Origin of the sequence: Bradyrhizobium stylosanthis (genome assembly GCF_001641335.1) — a bacterium.
GTDB lineage: Bacteria > Pseudomonadota > Alphaproteobacteria > Rhizobiales > Xanthobacteraceae > Bradyrhizobium > Bradyrhizobium stylosanthis.
In genome coordinates this window covers 175,409-190,437 of record NZ_LVEM01000006.1, presented here as the reverse complement: position 1 = coordinate 190,437, position 15,029 = coordinate 175,409, and the positions used below count along the sequence as shown (strand labels likewise).

Sequence of the window (15,029 nt, the reverse complement as noted above, 5' to 3'; positions counted from 1 at the left end):
ATAAACCGTGATCGCGCGGACTCTGCTACTCCTTTACCGCGCCGGTCAGCGAGGACACGTAATAGTCCACGAACAGCGAGTAGAAGATCGCGACCGGCAGCGATCCCAGCAGCGAGCCCGCCATCAGCGCGCCCCACTGGTAGACGTCGCCGGTGACGAGCTCGGTCAGGATGGCGACCGGCACGGTCTTGTTGGCGCCGCTCTGGATGAAGGCGAGCGCGTAGATGAACTCGTTCCAGGACAGCGTGAAGGAGAAGATGCCGGCCGAGATCAGGCCGGGCACGGCCAGCGGCAGCGTGATCCGGCGCAGGATCTGCAGGCGCGTGGCGCCGTCCACCAGCGCGCATTCCTCGAGCTCGTAGGGGATCGACTTGAAATAGCCGATCAGCAGCCAGGTGCAGAACGGCACCAGGAAGGTCGGGTAGACCAGGATCAGGGCAATCGGCGAATCGAACAGGCCGAACTGCACCACGACGGTCGCGAGCGGAATGAACAGGATCGAGGGCGGCACGAGATAGGCGAGATAGATGCCGAGGCCGACATAGGGGCTGCCGCGGAAGCGCAGCCGTTCGATAGCATAGGCCGCCAGCGTGCTCGCGATCAGCGACAGCGTGGTCGAGCCGATCGCGACCATCATCGTCGTCTTCAGCCATTGCGGATAGGACGTGTTGAACAGCAGGTGCTTGATGTGGGCGAGCGTCGGCGAGGAGATCCAGAACGGGTTGTGCTCCTTGTAATTCATCAGCTCCGCGTTCGGCTTGAACGAGGTGATCGCCATCCAGTAGAACGGGAACAGCAGGATCAGCACGAAGCAGCCGAGCGGCAGATAGATCATCATCAGCCGCCGCAGCCCGGAATCCCAGGCCATGGTGTCGGGCGGCGCTTTCGTGTCGGCGACGGTCGAGGTTTGCGCGACGGTATCAGTCATTGGCTTCCCCCTGCTGCCATTTGCGGCGCGCCAGGCCGAAATAGGAGAACAGCGTCGCGAACACCAGGAACGGGATCATCGACACCGCGATCGCTGCGCCTTCGCCGAGCTCGCCGCCGGCGATGCCGCGCTGGAACGCCAGCGTCGCCAGCAAATGCGTCGAGTTGACGGGACCGCCGCGGGTGATCGCGTAGACGAGCTGGAAGTCGGTGAAGGTGAAGATGATCGAGAACGTCATGACGATGGCCAGGATCGGCATCATCATCGGGAAAGTGATGTAGCGGAAGCGCTGCCAGGCGCTGGCGCCGTCGAGCATCGCGGCCTCGTAGAGCGACGGCGAGATGGTCTGCAGGCCCGCCAGCAGCGAGATCGCGACGAAGGGGATGCCGCGCCAGATGTTGGCCGCGATCAGCGAGAACCGCGCCGGCCAGGGCGAGCCGAGGAAATCGATGTTGGTCGACCTCCAGTGCAGCACGTCGACCAGGAGGTAGGAGATGATCGAGAACTGCGGATCGTAGATCCACCAGAACGCCAGCGCCGAGAGCACTGTCGGCACGATCCAGGGCAGCAGCACGATGGCGCGAAGCAGGCTCTTGAACGGGAAATGGTTGTTGAGCAGCAGCGCCAGCCAGAAGCCGAGCGCGAACTTCCCGAAGGTCGCGACGCCCGTGTAGAACACGCTGTAGAACACCGCGTTCCACCACAAGGGATCGGTCAAGAGATACTGGAAGTTCTCGAAACCGACGAAGATGCCGCGCCGCCCGATCGTGGTGTCGGTGAAGGCGAGCCAGACGCCGAGGCCGAGCGGATAGGTGAGGAAGACGGCAAGCAGCCCGAGCGCCGGCGCAAGGCACATCGCGATCAGGAACGGCTTGTAGTCGAACAGCCGCACGATCCAGTTCGGCTGCCGCTGCGCCAGTGCGGCGGTGGGGAGGGTGGTCACGGACATCAGGGTCGGCGTCCTGTTCTATGCTGTCGCTACACTCGTCATTGCGAGCGAAGCGAAGCAATCCAGTCTGTCTCCGGGGTGATAGTCTGGATTGCTTCGTTGCGATGACGATGGCTCGATTGTCGCCCCTTACCGGCCCTGCCGCCGGAAGTAGCGCTTGCAGCGCTGCTCGGCTTCGGCGGCCGCGGCTTCCGGCGTGGCAGCGCCGGTGGCGACGGAGGCGCACATCTGGACCAGCACGTAATCGGCGCTGACCGCGCCGGTCGCCGTCGAGATCGGGCCCTTGTAGCCGTCGTAATAGGTGCTGTTCATGGTGTCCTTGAACAGCTTCACCTTGGGGTCCTGCGACCACACGGCGGCGTCGGCATAGGCCGCCAGCGGCTGCGACCAGTAGCCGGAGTTGGCATTGAGCCACGGCTCGTACTGGTCCTTCTCCAGCATGTATTGCAGGAAGGCCTTGGCGGCGTTGGGGTACGGGCTGTGCTTGAACACCATCGCGTTCAGCGTCAGGCCGGCCATCGGGGAGACCTTGGCGAGGCCCTTCGGCAGCAGCTGATGCTCGCTGTCCTCGGCGATTGCCTTGGTCGCTGGATCGTTCTTCAGCGAGAAATACAGCGAAACGCCGTTCGCGGTCAGGAAGATCTCCTGCGAGGAATAGGCGCGGTTGTTACTGACGTCGTTCCACGACGGCGTCCCCGCGATGAAGGTCGGATACACCTCCTTGACCCAGTTCAGCGCAGCGATCGTCTCCTTGCTGTTGATGATGACGTTGCCTTCCTCGTCGAGCAGGGCGGCGTTGTGCGACCACAGCGCCCAGTTGGCGAAGCCGTTGCCGTCGCCCTTGGCGTTGCCGAGCGCGAAGCCGGCCGGCTTGCCCGCCTTGTGCAGCTTGCGGCACAGGTCGAGAATTCCGGCATGGTCTTCCGGCACCTTGTCGAAGCCGACCGATTGCAGCGCCGATTTGCGGTAGATCAGGGGACCGGCGGTGGCGCCGAACGGCAGCCCGATCCAGGACTCGCTCTTGTTCTTCTTGCCGTAGCGCTGGGCGAGCGGCAGCCAGCCGCCATAGCGCTTGCCGATATAGTCGGCGACGTCGGTGAGCTCGATCAGCTTGTCGATGTAGATATGAGGCGCGTCGGAGAAGCCGATGATGATGTCGGGACCGGCGCCGGAATTCGAGGTGACCGCGGTCTGCTGGTTGATGTCTTCCCAGCCGACGAAGTCGACCTTGACCTCGACCCCGGTCTCCTTGGTGAACTTCGCCGCATTGGCGCGGAAGACGTCCTCGTCGGCCTGCACGAAGCGGACCGGGCGCAGCATGCGCAAGCTGGCGCCCTTCTCGATCTCGAGCTTGGGCGGTGCAACATCGGCAGCTTTGATAGCAGATGTTTGCGCTGCAGCACCGGTGGCCGCGAGCGTTGCAGCAGACAGGCCCAGCGCCAAGGCATCACGACGTGTGATGTCGTTCCTCATCAGTACCTCCCTATGTGTTCCCTTCCCGGCGTTGATCGCCGGTGAAGGGTCGTTCCGTTCTTTTGCCGGTTCCGGCGCTTGCTGCGCCGGCCGCCTAGCTGTTCGGTCCGCGATCCATGCTGACGGGCTGCCAGCGGCGGAGCGCGGTGTTCTGCAGCACCGACGGATTGACGCAGCTTACCGGCCACATCCCCTGAAGCACCAGTGACAATTCGTAGCCCACGCGGCGCTTGCGCGCCTCGTCGAACCGTGCCGATGCCGAGGCGACATGGGCGGTCAGGGTCACGTTCTCCATGCGGAGCAGGGGATTGTTGTGCGAAGGCGGCTCCTTCTCCAGCACGTCGAGGGCGGCGTGCGCGATCCAGCCCTCCTGCAGCGCCTTGATCAGGCTCTCCTCGTCCACCGTGGCGCCGCGGCCGGTGTTGATGAAGACCGAGCCCTTCTTCATCTGCCGGAAGTGCTTCTCGGTCAGCATGTGATGCACCTCGGGCCGGGCCGGGGCGTGCATCGACACGAAGTCGGATTGCGACAGCACCTCGTTCAGCGTCGCCGGGATGACGCCATGGTCGTACATCAGCGTCTCCTGGATGAAGGGATCGTAGGCCATCATGCGCAGGCCGAACGGCGCTGCGCGCTTCGCAACCGCGCGCGCGACGCGCCCGAACGAGACGAAGCCGAGCGTCTGGCCCATCAGGCGGGGGATCTTGAGCAGCGCCGGCCGGCCTTCGGCCCAGCGGCCGTCGCGCACCATGCGGTCCTGCTCGACCAGGCGGCGGAAGCCGGCGAGCAGCAGCATCATGGCGTGGTCGGCGACTTCCTCGATGAAGGTGTCGGGGATGTTGGTGACGGGAATGCCGCGGGCGGTGGCGGCCTTCACGTCGACGCTGTCGACGCCGACGGAGCCGAGCGTGATGACCTTGCAGTTCTCGAGGCTGTCGATGATGGTCTTGGAGATCGGGATGCCCTTGGCGTAGATGGCGTCGGCATCCCTGGCGGCGGCGATGAATTCGGCCTCGTTGGCGGGGGCCTCGACGATCTCGGCATCGATCGGATCGAGCGCCTCGCGCTCGTAGGAATAATCGCTGCCTGCGACCGTGAAGCTCGCGCCCTTCGGCGTCACCACCCTGTATTTCGGCATGTCCTGCTCCCGATTTGGTTTCTTGTTGTGACCCGCCTCTCGGGCGGGCCTTTGCGTCTTTTACGCGAAATCGATGCCTGCGCGTACAATTCCCGGTTGTCCGCCGCGATGATTATTGCCGGTTTCGGCGGCATCGTCCGGGCTTCTACGGAGGCACGTAAGTAACTTGCTAAGGTGTCTCACACTAAAAGTTGATTCAATTTCGATCGATTCACTCGCGTGCCCGTATCCCTTTTTTTCCGGAGCCATCCCGTGTTGAGCAACCTGAAGATCGCGCCCAAGCTTGGCATCCTTGTCGGCGTCACCCTGTTCGGCCTCTGCATCTCCGGAGTTCTCGCCGGCTATCTGATGAAGCGCGAGATGGTGAATGCGCGCATCGACCAGACCAAGTCGATTGTCGATCTCGGCCGCAACTACGCGGCCGCGCTGAAGAAGCGCGTCGATGCCGGCGAGCTGACGAAGGACGCGGCGATGGCCGAGCTTCGCCGCTACGGCAACGCGATGACCTACGACAACGGCTCGGGCTATCTGTTCGGCACGTCCTATGACGGCATCACGCAGCTCGCGCCCGATCCGAAGCAGATCGGCACCAACCGCATGGACGTCGTGACCAACGGCCGCAAGCTGTCCATCGAGCTGATGGAAGGCGTCAAGGCCAACGGCTCGATCCTGCTCTATTATGATTACGTGAAGCCCGGCCAGGAGACGCCGATCAGCAAGATCGGCTACGCCGTCGCGGTCCCCGGTTTCGACATGTATCTCGGCACCGGCGCCTATCTCAGCGACATCGACGCCAAGATGGGGCCGGTCTACTGGCTGCTCGGCCTTGCCATGCTCGGCATCGTCATCGTCGCCGGCAGCGTCGCCTGGATGATCGGCCGCAGCATCAGCCGTCCGCTGGCGCTGCTCGGCGCCCGCATGAAGGATCTCGCCGACGGCAAGCTCGATGGTGACATCCCCGGCGTCGGCCGCGGCGACGAGATCGGTGCGATGGCTTCGACCGTCCAGATCTTCAAGGACAATGCGGTCCGCATCCGCGAGATCGAGAAGAGCGAGGCCGACGCCAAGGATCGCGCCGCGACGGAACGTCGCACTGCGATGGAAGCGATCGCCAACGACTTCGAGCGCAGCGTCAACGGCATCGTCCGCTCGGTCTCCTCGGCCGCGGCCGGCATGCAGACCACGGCGCAGTCGATGACCGCGACCGCGAGCGATGCCTCCTCGCGTGCGGCGACCGTCGGTGCCGCCTCGCAGAAGGCCTCCGGCAATGTCGGCACCGTCGCCGCCGCCGCCGAAGAGTTGTCGAGTTCGGTTGCGGAAATCTCCCGCCAGGTCACGCGCTCGACCGAAGTCGCGAGCCGGGCGGTCAGCGACGCCGAACGCACCAACGCCACGGTGCAGGAGCTCTCCACCGGCGCCGAGAAGATCGGCGAGGTGGTCAAGCTCATTCACTCGATCGCGGCGCAGACCAATCTGCTCGCGCTCAACGCCACCATCGAGGCGGCGCGGGCCGGCGAGTCCGGCCGCGGCTTCGCCGTCGTCGCCTCCGAGGTCAAGGCGCTGGCCAACCAGACCGCCAAGGCGACCGAGGAAATCTCCGCCCAGGTCGCGGCGATGCAGACCTCGACCAGCGATGCGGTCGCCGCGATCGGCGGCATCACCCAGACCATCGCCGAGATGAGCGAGATCACGGCCGGCATTTCCGCCTCGATCGAGCAGCAGGGCGAAGCGACGCGCGAGATCGCTCGCAACATCCAGTCGGTCGCGGCCGGATCGAGCGAGATCAACGCCAATATCGGCAGCGTCACCTCGGCCGCGGAAGCGACCGGCAGTGCGGCCGGCGAAGTGCTGACCAACGCCCGCGAGCTGGACAGCCAGTCCGGCGCGCTGCGCAACGCGGTGGACGGCTTCCTCGCCAAGGTGCGCGCGGCGTAAAGCCGAGACGCACGGTCACCGCTATCGACTACGACGTCATGCCCGGGCTTGTCCCGGGCATCCACGTTCTTGGCAGCTGCAATCGCAGATATTCGTGGATGGCCGGGACAAGCCCGGCCATGACGGAGAAGCGCGGCCCAGATCTCGTGCCCCGGACGCAGCGCAGCGTCACTGCGTGCCGCAGCGCGTCCGGGACATGCGTCCTACTGCTTCTCGATCTTCGCGTTGGTGATCAGCTTCTCCCACAACACGAGCTGCTCGTTCACGAACTTGCCGAGATCCTCCGGCGTGCCGGAAAACGCGTCCATGCCGAGCGTCGCCAGCTGGGCCTTGATCTCGGGCTTCTCGACGATCTTGCGGATCTCGGCGTTGAGCCGCGTCACGATCTCCTTCGGCATGCCGGCGGGGCCGAAATAGCCCTGCCACGACGAGATGTCGAAATCGGGCACGCCGGCCTCCTGCATCGAGGGCAGGTTCGGCACCAGCGGCGAGCGGTCCTTGGTGGTGACGGCGAGCGAGCGCAGCGCGTTGCCCTGGACGTGCGGCAGCCCGGTCAGGATGTCCACGAACATCATCGAGACGCGGCCGCCCATGACGTCGTTGAGCGCCGGCGGCGAGCTCTTGTAGGGCACGTGCAGGAGATCGAGCCCGGCATTGTGCGCGAAGGTCGCGCCCGACACGATCGCCGAGGACGAGCCCGAGGCGTAGCTCAGCTTGCCCGGATTGGCCTTGCCGTAGGCGACGAGCTCGCCGACGGTCTTGGCGGGGACTTCAGGATTGACGACCAGCATGAAGGGCAGGTCGCCGGTGCGCGCGATCGGGGTGAAATCCTTGACCGGATCGTAAGTGAGATTCTTGAGCAGATAGGGATTGGCCGAATGCGTGGTGTTGGTCGTCACCAGCAGCGTGTAGCCGTCCGGGGCCGCCTTCGCGACGTAGGTCGCGGCGAGCATGCCGTTGGCGCCAGCCTTGTTCTCGATCACGATGGCGACGCCGAGCGCCTGCGACAGATGCTGCGAGATCAGCCGCGTCGTGGTGTCGGTGCCGCTGCCGGCCGCGAACGGCAGCACCAGCGTGATGTTGCGGCTGGGGTAGGTGTCGGCCTGGGCGGCGGTCGCGGCGGCGAGGCAGAGCGCGGCCGCGCCGATGGTGCGCAGGTTCGAAATCAACGCTGAAAGCATGTCTGGTCGTTCCCTCTTTTTCGTTGGCGGGGAACCTAGCTTGTCCAGACCGAAACAGGAAGGCGGCAGGCGCGCGCATGCGTCCGCACGGCGGAATTACTTCACCGCCGAGCCCTGCCGCGAGGCGATCACGACGCCGGCGAGCACCAGCGCGTAGCCGATCAGGTGGAACGGCTGCAGCTTCTCGCCGAGCAGGACGATCGCCATCGCCGAGCCGAACACCGGCACCAGATGGAAGAACGGCGCCGCCCGGTTCGGGCCGATCAGCGCCACGCCGCGATTGAAGAACAGATAGGCCAGCGTCGAGGGGAAGATCAGGATGTAGCCCAGCGTCGCCAGCGTCAGCGCATCGAAATGCATGACGTTGCCGTTCATGGCTTCCCAGATCGCGGTGGGCAGCAGCATCAGCGCGCCACAGCAGGTGGTGAAGGAGAGAAAAGAGAGCTGATGCACTTTCGGCCGGCGCGGGATGAAGGCGGAGTAGATCCCGAACGCCACCAGCGAGGAGGCGAACATGAGATCGCCCCTGTTGAAGCTGATGCCGGCGAGCGCGGCGAGATCGCCGCGCAGGATGATGATGAGCACGCCGAGCAGCGAGATCGCGATGCCGGCGAGCTGTCCCCCCGTCAGCCGCACGCCGAACAGCACCAGCGACCACAGCGCCACGAACAGGGGACCCGCCGACTGGATCAGCAGCGCGTTCAGCGCTTCCGTGTATTGCAGTGCCCAGTACGAGATCGCGTTGTTGAAGGCGAAGCCCACCAGCGACAGGAACAGCATCAGGGGCAGGCTCCGGCGCAGCGCCGGCCAGTCGTGCTTCAGGTGCGGCCAGGAGAACGGCAGCAGGATCAGGAACACGCCGAACCAGCGGATCGTGGTCACCGTCAGCGGCGGCACATGCGCGCCGACATGGCGCGCGAGCACGATGTTGCCGGCCCAGAACAGCGAGCTCAGGCTGAGCAGCAGATAAGGCTGATTGTTGAGCCAACTGGCCGGATTATTGGCTTTTGGCGCGGGCGAAGCGGTCGTCATTGGCGTCGGATACGAACTTGCGCCGGATTGCCGTCGCGGCACAAGTCACGCGGTCGCAATGCTACAATGCGCGATGAACCAAGATGGCGGCTTCGGCGGCTAATATGTTGGACGCAGCAGGCCTTGCACGACGGCCCGGGCAATGAACCGCCCCGATGGGAGGATTGACGTGAAATTCATCGCCTTGGCTTTTGCAGGTATCTTGGTCTTTTCGGCGCCGGCCCATGCCAGCGACGCGGACACCTTCAAGGCGATGGTGGCCCTGGCCAACACGGGCCATGCAGAGGCGCAGTACCATGTCGGCATGATGCACAATAACGGCATCGGCACCGAGCAGGATCCGAAGCAGGCATTCGCGTGGTTTCAAAAGGCCACGGCATCCAACGACCCTCTCGGCGCCTACAAGCTCGGTTGCTATTACGACGGGCAAGGAGCGGGCGTCGTCGCGTCCGACTCCGGCGAAGCCCTGAAATACAAGCTCGTCGCCGCCAGGGCCGGCTATGCGCTGGCCCAGCACGATGTCGCCAACCTCTATGACCGGCAGGGAAATCCGGAGGAGGCGCTGAAATGGTGGAAGATGGCCGGGGATCAGGGATATCCCAGGGCCCTCTATAGCCTGTCCATGTCGTATTCCGCAGGCAAAGGCACGCCGCGCGATCTGTCGATGTCGTATGCGTATTTCAAGCTGTCGAAACTGGCACCGGCGAAGAACGTGAACGAGATGGCGTCCATGTTGTCCAGGCCGGAGCTCGAGAAGGCGGAGAGGCTCGTTGCCGGATGGAGCGCGCAACCAACCGCGCTGACGCTCAAGGCCAAGAGCGGTCTCGGTGCCGCGGAAGAGCTGTTGAAGACCGCCAGGAAGTAGCGAACTAGGCCGTCTGCTTCCTCGACGCCACGAACACGCCCGACAGCACCAGCGCGAATCCGATGAAATGGAACGCCTGCGGGTGCTCGCCCAGGAACACCATCGCCATGATCGAGCCGAACACCGGCACTACGTGGAAGAACGGCGCGGCGCGGTTGGCGCCGATCAGGCGCACGCCGCGATTGAAGCAGAGATAGGCGAGCGTCGAGGGGAACACCGCGACATAGAACAGCGTGAGCAAATTGGGCCCGTCGAGCTTCATGACGGGACGCGCCGATAATTCCCAGATCTCCAGCGGAATGAGGCAGGCGGCGCCGGCACCGAAGGTGAAGGCGAGGAACGACAGGCCATGCATCGGCGGTCGCTTCAGGGACAGCACCGAATACAGCGCGAAGATGATCAGCGCGACGATGAAGATGAGGTCGCCCTTGTTGAACTCGATGTTCGACAGCGTGGTGAAATCGCCATGCAGCAGGATCGTCAGCACGCCGCACATCGACAGCAGCACGCCGAACGCCTGTGCCGCCGTGAGGCGGACGCCGAGGATGGCCAGCGACCACAGCGCCACGACCAGCGGCGCGGCCGACTGCAGCAGCAGCGTGTTGAGGGCCTGCGTGTGCTCCAGCGCCCAGTATTGCAGCGTGTTGAAGGCGCCGATGCCGGTGATCGAGAGCGTGATCATCAGGCCGAGCCGTCCGCGGATCGCGGGCCAGTCCCGCACCAGATGCTTCCAGGCGAACGGCAGCACCAGCAGGAAGGCGAAGGTCCAGCGCAGGAACGACAGCGTCACCGGCGGGATGTGGCCGGCGGCAAGCCGCCCGACGATGGCATTGCCGGCCCAGCACAGCGCGGTGATGCTGAGCAGCAGGTAAGGCTGGTTGGCGACCCAGTTGTGACCGGATGTTTCGGCGCTCGTGGTCTGGCCGGTGGCGGACATTGTGCTTGTTATGGCCCCGCATCATGCGCCGGGGCGACCCGCCCGGCGATGCCCGGGCCGGCTGACAGCCCGGCCACGCCCAAAGACACGGAAATCGCGGTTGCATCAACGGGGGGCGGATGCATCGCGACCATGCAGCGGGGAGGCGGCTTCTCAGGCTTTGGTCGAAGGCCCGGCACCAAGCCCAAAGGTTGCAGGATTTTAAGGGGATATCAAAGGCTTGGGTAGGCCTTTGGACCTCGAAAAAGCCCCGTTCTTGCTTGCCTAGAAGGGCTGCTTCCTTTATCCGGTTGGCTGCCTTGCGTGCGAGCGGTCCTGAGCCGCGGATTGGGCTGGGCACCAGGCATGATCCCGGAAAAGTGGACACCGGTTTTCCGCGAGGATCGTGCCTCCTAGAGACAGATTGAACAGGGATTACCCGCGAATGGCCAACGTTGTCGTCGTCGGCGCCCAGTGGGGCGACGAAGGGAAGGGCAAGATCGTCGACTGGTTGTCGGAGCAAGCGGACATCGTCGTCCGCTTCCAGGGCGGCCATAACGCCGGCCATACGCTGGTGATCAACGGCAAGACCTACAAGCTCGCGCTGCTGCCATCCGGCGTGCTGCGCGAGGGCAAGCTGTCGGTGATCGGCAACGGCGTGGTGTTCGATCCCGCCGCCTTCCTCGACGAGGTCACCAAGCTGCGCTCGCAGGGCGTTGCGGTTTCGCCGGACAATCTGCGCGTCGCCGAGAACGTCACGCTGATCCTGCCGCTGCACCGCGAGCTCGATGCGCTGCGCGAGTCCTCCAACGCGGCCACCGCGATCGGCACCACACGCCGCGGCATCGGCCCGGCCTATGAGGACAAGGTCGGCCGCCGCGCCATCCGTCTGATGGACCTCGCCGACCTCGACACCCTCCCGCACAAGATCGACCGGCTGCTGGCGCACCACAACGCGCTGCGCCGCGGACTCAATCTGCCCGAGTTCGACGGCAAGGAGATCCTGAAGGAGCTGAGCGCGCTGGCGCCGCAGCTGCTGCCTTATGCCGAGACGGTGTGGCGGCTGCTCGACATCAAGCGCCGCGAAGGCAAGCGCATGCTGTTCGAGGGTGCGCAGGGCGCGCTGCTCGACGTCGATCACGGCACCTACCCCTACGTCACCTCGTCCAACACGGTGGCGGCGCAGGCCGCGACCGGCGCCGGCCTCGGACCGGGCGCGGTCGGCTACGTGCTCGGCCTGTGCAAGGCCTACACGACCCGCGTCGGCCAGGGCCCGTTCCCGACCGAGCAGGACAACGAGACCGGCCGCAAGATCGGCGAGCGTGGCCGCGAGTTCGGCACCAACACCGGCCGTCCCCGCCGCTGCGGCTGGTTCGACGCCGTGCTGGTCCGCCAGGCGGTCCGCACCTGCGGCATCAACGGCCTCGCGCTGACCAAGCTCGACATCCTCGACGGCTTCGATTCGATCGAGGTCTGCACCGGCTACAAGCTCGACGGCAAGGAGATCGACCATTTCCCGGCCGGCGAGGGCGCCCAGGCCCGGGTCGAGCCGATCTACGAGACCATCGAGGGCTGGAAGGAGCCGACCGCCAGTGCCCGGTCCTGGGCCGACCTGCCCGCCCAGGCCATCAAATATGTCCGCCGGATCGAGGAATTGGTGGGGTGCCCGGTGGCGCTGCTTTCCACCAGCCCCGAACGCGAAGATACTATCCTCGTGCAAAATCCGTTTGAGGCTTAACGATATCTTACCGGGACGCGCGTATAGTTGAGTAGAAATGGCTGATTACTATCCGCTGATCGCCCGCGCTATTGCCGCCCTGGACCCCAATGCTCCCGGCGAAAGCCGTCGCGCGCTCTATGAGCGGGCGCGCACGGCCCTGATCGCGCAGCTGCGCAGCGTGCAGCCGCCGCTCTCCGAATCCGAGATCACCCGCGAGCGGCTGTCGCTGGAAGAGGCCGTCCGCAAGGTCGAATCGGAAGCCGCCCAGCGCGCCCGCGACGCCTCGCGCCCCGGTGGGGGTGGCGGCGGCCGCAGCGGCGGCAGCGGCAGTGGCGATGCCTTCCGCAGGGCCAGTACCCGAGCCGCCGAAGGCAATCAGCCCGCTTCCCAGCCCGGTGCGCCACGCACCCGGCCGGCCCCGACACCGCCGCGGGCCGACCGTCCATCCTTCAACGTCGATGACCAGGGCGATGCCCAGCGTCCGCCGCGCGCACCGCGTTTCGACGCGCCGCGCCAGCCCGGACCGCCCGCGCCGCCGTCGATGCCGGAGCCGCCCGCGCCTCCGCCGGCCGGTCGCGATCGCGCAGGCGGGCGCCGGCCGCCGGACATCGGACCTCCGCCGGCGCTGCCGCCGGCCCCGGGCGTGCGCGGCTTCCGCGACATCACGGCCGATGCCAACGATCTCGGCGGCGCCGCCGCGCAGGCCAATCGCGCCGCGCGCCGCACCTACGCCAACGTGCCTTCGCCCTCGCCGGAATTCGACCGTCTCGAGCCGAGCCTGGAAAACCGCGTCGGCGAGGGCGAGGCGCCCTATTCCTATGACGAGTCGATCGAGGAGGCCGAGCGCTACGCGCCGCAGCCGCCGTCGCCTCGTCCCCGCATCTCGGCCGACCGCGACGCCAAGAAGCCCAGGCGCTCCGGCTCCGCGTTCCCGTTCAAGAGCGCGATCGCCATCGGCATCGTGCTGATCCTGGTCGGCGCCGGCATCCTCTGGGGCAAGCCCCTGGTGCAGACCGTCACCAATCTGTTCAAGTCCTCGCCGACCCAGGTGGTGGAGGCGCCGAAGGATCCGTCGCAGCCGCAGAGCAAGCCGAAGATTCCGGATCGCGTCGGCCAGCCTTCGGCCAGCGACCAGCCGGTCGCGCCGGTGGCGCAGAAGGTCGTGCTCTATGACGAGGATCCGTCCGATCCGAAGGGCAAGCAGTATGTCGGCTCTGTGGTGTGGCGGCTCGAGCCGATCAAGGCCACGGGCAACCAGAAGCCCGACGTCGCCGTGCGCGCCGACATCGAGATCCCCGACCGCAAGTTCAAGATGACGATGTCGTTTCGCCGCAATACCGACTCGTCGCTGCCGGCGAGCCACACCGCGGAACTGACCTTCATCCTGCCGCCGGATTTCCCGGGCGGCAGCGTCTCCAACGTGCCGGGCATCCTGATGAAGTCGAACGAGCAGGCGCGCGGCACCCCGCTCGCAGGCCTCGCGGTGAAGGTCACCGACGGCTTCTTCCTGGTCGGCCTCTCCAACGTCGATGCCGATCGTACCCGCAACGTCCAGCTCCTGAAGGAGCGCTCGTGGTTCGACGTGCCGCTGGTCTACGCCAACCAGCGCCGCGCCATTATCGCCATTGAGAAGGGGGCCCCCGGCGAGCGCGCCTTCAACGACGCTTTCGCGCAGTGGGGCGACTAGGGCTACTCCGAGAAACTTCGGCCTGCATGGTTCGAGACGCCCGCCTTGGCGGGCTCCTCACCATGAGGATCTGACATCTCGCCGCGAAACGAGACCTCATCCTGAGGGCCTGCCTTTGGGCGGGCGTCTCGAAGGATGGCCGCAGGCACCGCTCGCTTACTGCGCCGCCGCTTCCCGCTTGCGCGATGCCGCCGCGGCGGCGTGCTCGCGGTCCATCACGGCGCGGCAGCCGGGGCTGACCTGCGACTTGTTGCGGACCATGCAGGCGGTGATGCGCGGGATGTCGGGAATCTCACTGGAGCACAGCCGCATCGCGTCGGCGGAGCACATCTGCTGCGCTTCGGACGAGAAGGCGAGGCCGGGCGATGTCTGGAGGGCGAGGCAGGCGGAGAAGGCGAAGAGCGAAGCGATGGTCTGATGGCGTGTCATGAAGGATGGGTCCCCGAGTTCCCTGGGCTTGAGCCGCTTGGTTTTGGGGCGCCGCACGCGGCTTGATCTGCCGCATGTCACAGCCTTCACGCCGGGATCTCGATCCCGCATGTGGTCGCTCGATTACGATGTCGAATCGAAAGTGCTGCGCCGCCCGAGCGAAGTATGCGCCATTGTCACGGAGCTGCAATGGTCATCGCAAAGGAATTCGCAATTGTTGCGCGCACGTCACGCAGCAAACGAGATGCACGCGATCAGATCAGACGATCGGAGGATACGCTTTCCTGTTTCGCCTCGCTCGCGCCGAGCGAAGCGGCATGTTCTTCCACCGCGGTGACGCCCTTTGCGGTGAGCTCGAACAGGTCGCCGTCCTTCATCACGTAGCCGTCGGCGATCAGCTCACCGACCTTGCCCTGCCGGTCGTCGGCGAAGGCGATGGACTGGCTGATGTCCCTGAGGATCGAGAGTTGTTCGTCGCGCAACATGGCTTCACTCTCCGTTCACAGGGCGTCGCCGATCCTCACATGCCGTGGCTGGCGAACACCTTGCTGCATGATTTCGACAGCTTGGCTCGGTTGGCCTGCAGGCAGCTCTGCACTGCGCCGTCATTGCCGAGTTCCTTGCGGCAGAGGCGCGATGCATCGCGCGAGCAGGCGTTCTGCTCCTGCTGTGTGCCCATGTGCCCCTGGGCGAAAGCGGGCACGCCCGCCAGGCCGCTCAGGGTGATCAGCGTGATCGTCGCCAGGAGAAGTTTGCGGGACATCGGCGGCTCCAAT

At 65.6% G+C, this 15,029-nt stretch carries 14 protein-coding genes; 4 read left to right on the top strand and 10 right to left on the bottom strand.

Annotated elements, in window-relative coordinates; all coding sequences use genetic code 11:
* Positions 1-25 precede the first annotated feature (25 nt).
* The 4 genes from A7X65_RS35385 to A7X65_RS35370 form a co-directional block, all read right to left on the bottom strand.
* Complete coding sequence (locus A7X65_RS35385) at positions 26-928, bottom strand: carbohydrate ABC transporter permease (RefSeq protein WP_063694026.1); 903 nt, start codon at positions 926-928, stop codon at positions 26-28.
* Positions 921-1,877, bottom strand: a complete 957-nt coding sequence (locus A7X65_RS35380) for a carbohydrate ABC transporter permease (protein ID WP_063694025.1) — start codon at positions 1,875-1,877, stop codon at positions 921-923. Before A7X65_RS35380 ends, A7X65_RS35385 begins: the two co-directional genes overlap by 8 nt.
* A gap of 129 nt (positions 1,878-2,006) precedes the next feature.
* Positions 2,007-3,350: an ABC transporter substrate-binding protein gene (locus A7X65_RS35375; protein ID WP_063694024.1), complete on the bottom strand. Its 1,344-nt coding sequence runs from the start codon at positions 3,348-3,350 to the stop codon at positions 2,007-2,009.
* Between the two features lie 94 nt (positions 3,351-3,444).
* The gene (locus A7X65_RS35370; protein ID WP_063694023.1) at positions 3,445-4,488 is read right to left on the bottom strand and encodes a C-terminal binding protein; all 1,044 of its coding nucleotides are present in this window, start codon (positions 4,486-4,488) and stop codon (positions 3,445-3,447) included.
* Positions 4,489-4,740: 252 nt separating this feature from the next.
* On the opposite strand from A7X65_RS35370, the gene A7X65_RS35365 reads away from it, so the two are divergent.
* Complete coding sequence (locus tag A7X65_RS35365) at positions 4,741-6,423, top strand: methyl-accepting chemotaxis protein (RefSeq protein ID WP_063694022.1); 1,683 nt, start codon at positions 4,741-4,743, stop codon at positions 6,421-6,423.
* 203 nt (positions 6,424-6,626) lie between these two features.
* On the opposite strand, the gene A7X65_RS35360 is transcribed toward A7X65_RS35365, so the two are convergent.
* Both A7X65_RS35360 and A7X65_RS35355 read right to left on the bottom strand, forming a co-directional pair.
* Positions 6,627-7,604, bottom strand: coding sequence for a Bug family tripartite tricarboxylate transporter substrate binding protein (locus A7X65_RS35360; RefSeq protein WP_063694021.1), 978 nt, complete (start codon positions 7,602-7,604; stop codon positions 6,627-6,629).
* A gap of 96 nt (positions 7,605-7,700) precedes the next feature.
* Positions 7,701-8,636: a DMT family transporter gene (locus tag A7X65_RS35355; protein ID WP_063694020.1), complete on the bottom strand. Its 936-nt coding sequence runs from the start codon at positions 8,634-8,636 to the stop codon at positions 7,701-7,703.
* Between the two features lie 169 nt (positions 8,637-8,805).
* Between A7X65_RS35355 and A7X65_RS35350 the strand changes: the two genes are divergently transcribed.
* The gene (locus tag A7X65_RS35350) at positions 8,806-9,501 is read left to right on the top strand and encodes a tetratricopeptide repeat protein (RefSeq protein ID WP_063694019.1); all 696 of its coding nucleotides are present in this window, start codon (positions 8,806-8,808) and stop codon (positions 9,499-9,501) included.
* 4 nt (positions 9,502-9,505) lie between these two features.
* Here the strand turns inward: A7X65_RS35350 and A7X65_RS35345 are convergent, their stop codons facing one another.
* Positions 9,506-10,438 carry a DMT family transporter gene (locus A7X65_RS35345; protein ID WP_063694018.1) on the bottom strand — a complete coding sequence of 311 codons (933 nt, stop codon included), beginning with the start codon at positions 10,436-10,438 and terminating at the stop codon, positions 9,506-9,508.
* Positions 10,439-10,862: 424 nt separating this feature from the next.
* On the opposite strand from A7X65_RS35345, the gene A7X65_RS35340 reads away from it, so the two are divergent.
* Positions 10,863-12,155 carry an adenylosuccinate synthase gene (locus A7X65_RS35340; protein ID WP_063694017.1) on the top strand — a complete coding sequence of 431 codons (1,293 nt, stop codon included), beginning with the start codon at positions 10,863-10,865 and terminating at the stop codon, positions 12,153-12,155.
* A gap of 37 nt (positions 12,156-12,192) precedes the next feature.
* Positions 12,193-13,824 (top strand): hypothetical protein, encoded by a 1,632-nt coding sequence (locus A7X65_RS35335; protein WP_063694016.1) that lies wholly within the window; start codon positions 12,193-12,195, stop codon positions 13,822-13,824.
* A 156-nt stretch (positions 13,825-13,980) separates the two neighbouring features.
* On the opposite strand, the gene A7X65_RS35330 is transcribed toward A7X65_RS35335, so the two are convergent.
* The 3 genes from A7X65_RS35330 to A7X65_RS35320 all read right to left on the bottom strand — a co-directional run bounded on the left by A7X65_RS35330 (position 13,981) and on the right by A7X65_RS35320 (position 15,016).
* Positions 13,981-14,253, bottom strand: coding sequence for a hypothetical protein (locus tag A7X65_RS35330; protein ID WP_347336398.1), 273 nt, complete (start codon positions 14,251-14,253; stop codon positions 13,981-13,983).
* Between the two features lie 254 nt (positions 14,254-14,507).
* A complete protein-coding gene (locus tag A7X65_RS35325; RefSeq protein WP_063694015.1) occupies positions 14,508-14,738 on the bottom strand; it encodes a hypothetical protein in 231 nt (76 codons plus the stop codon).
* A 35-nt stretch (positions 14,739-14,773) separates the two neighbouring features.
* The gene (locus A7X65_RS35320; RefSeq protein WP_063694297.1) at positions 14,774-15,016 is read right to left on the bottom strand and encodes a hypothetical protein; all 243 of its coding nucleotides are present in this window, start codon (positions 15,014-15,016) and stop codon (positions 14,774-14,776) included.
* Positions 15,017-15,029: the final 13 nt, after the last annotated feature.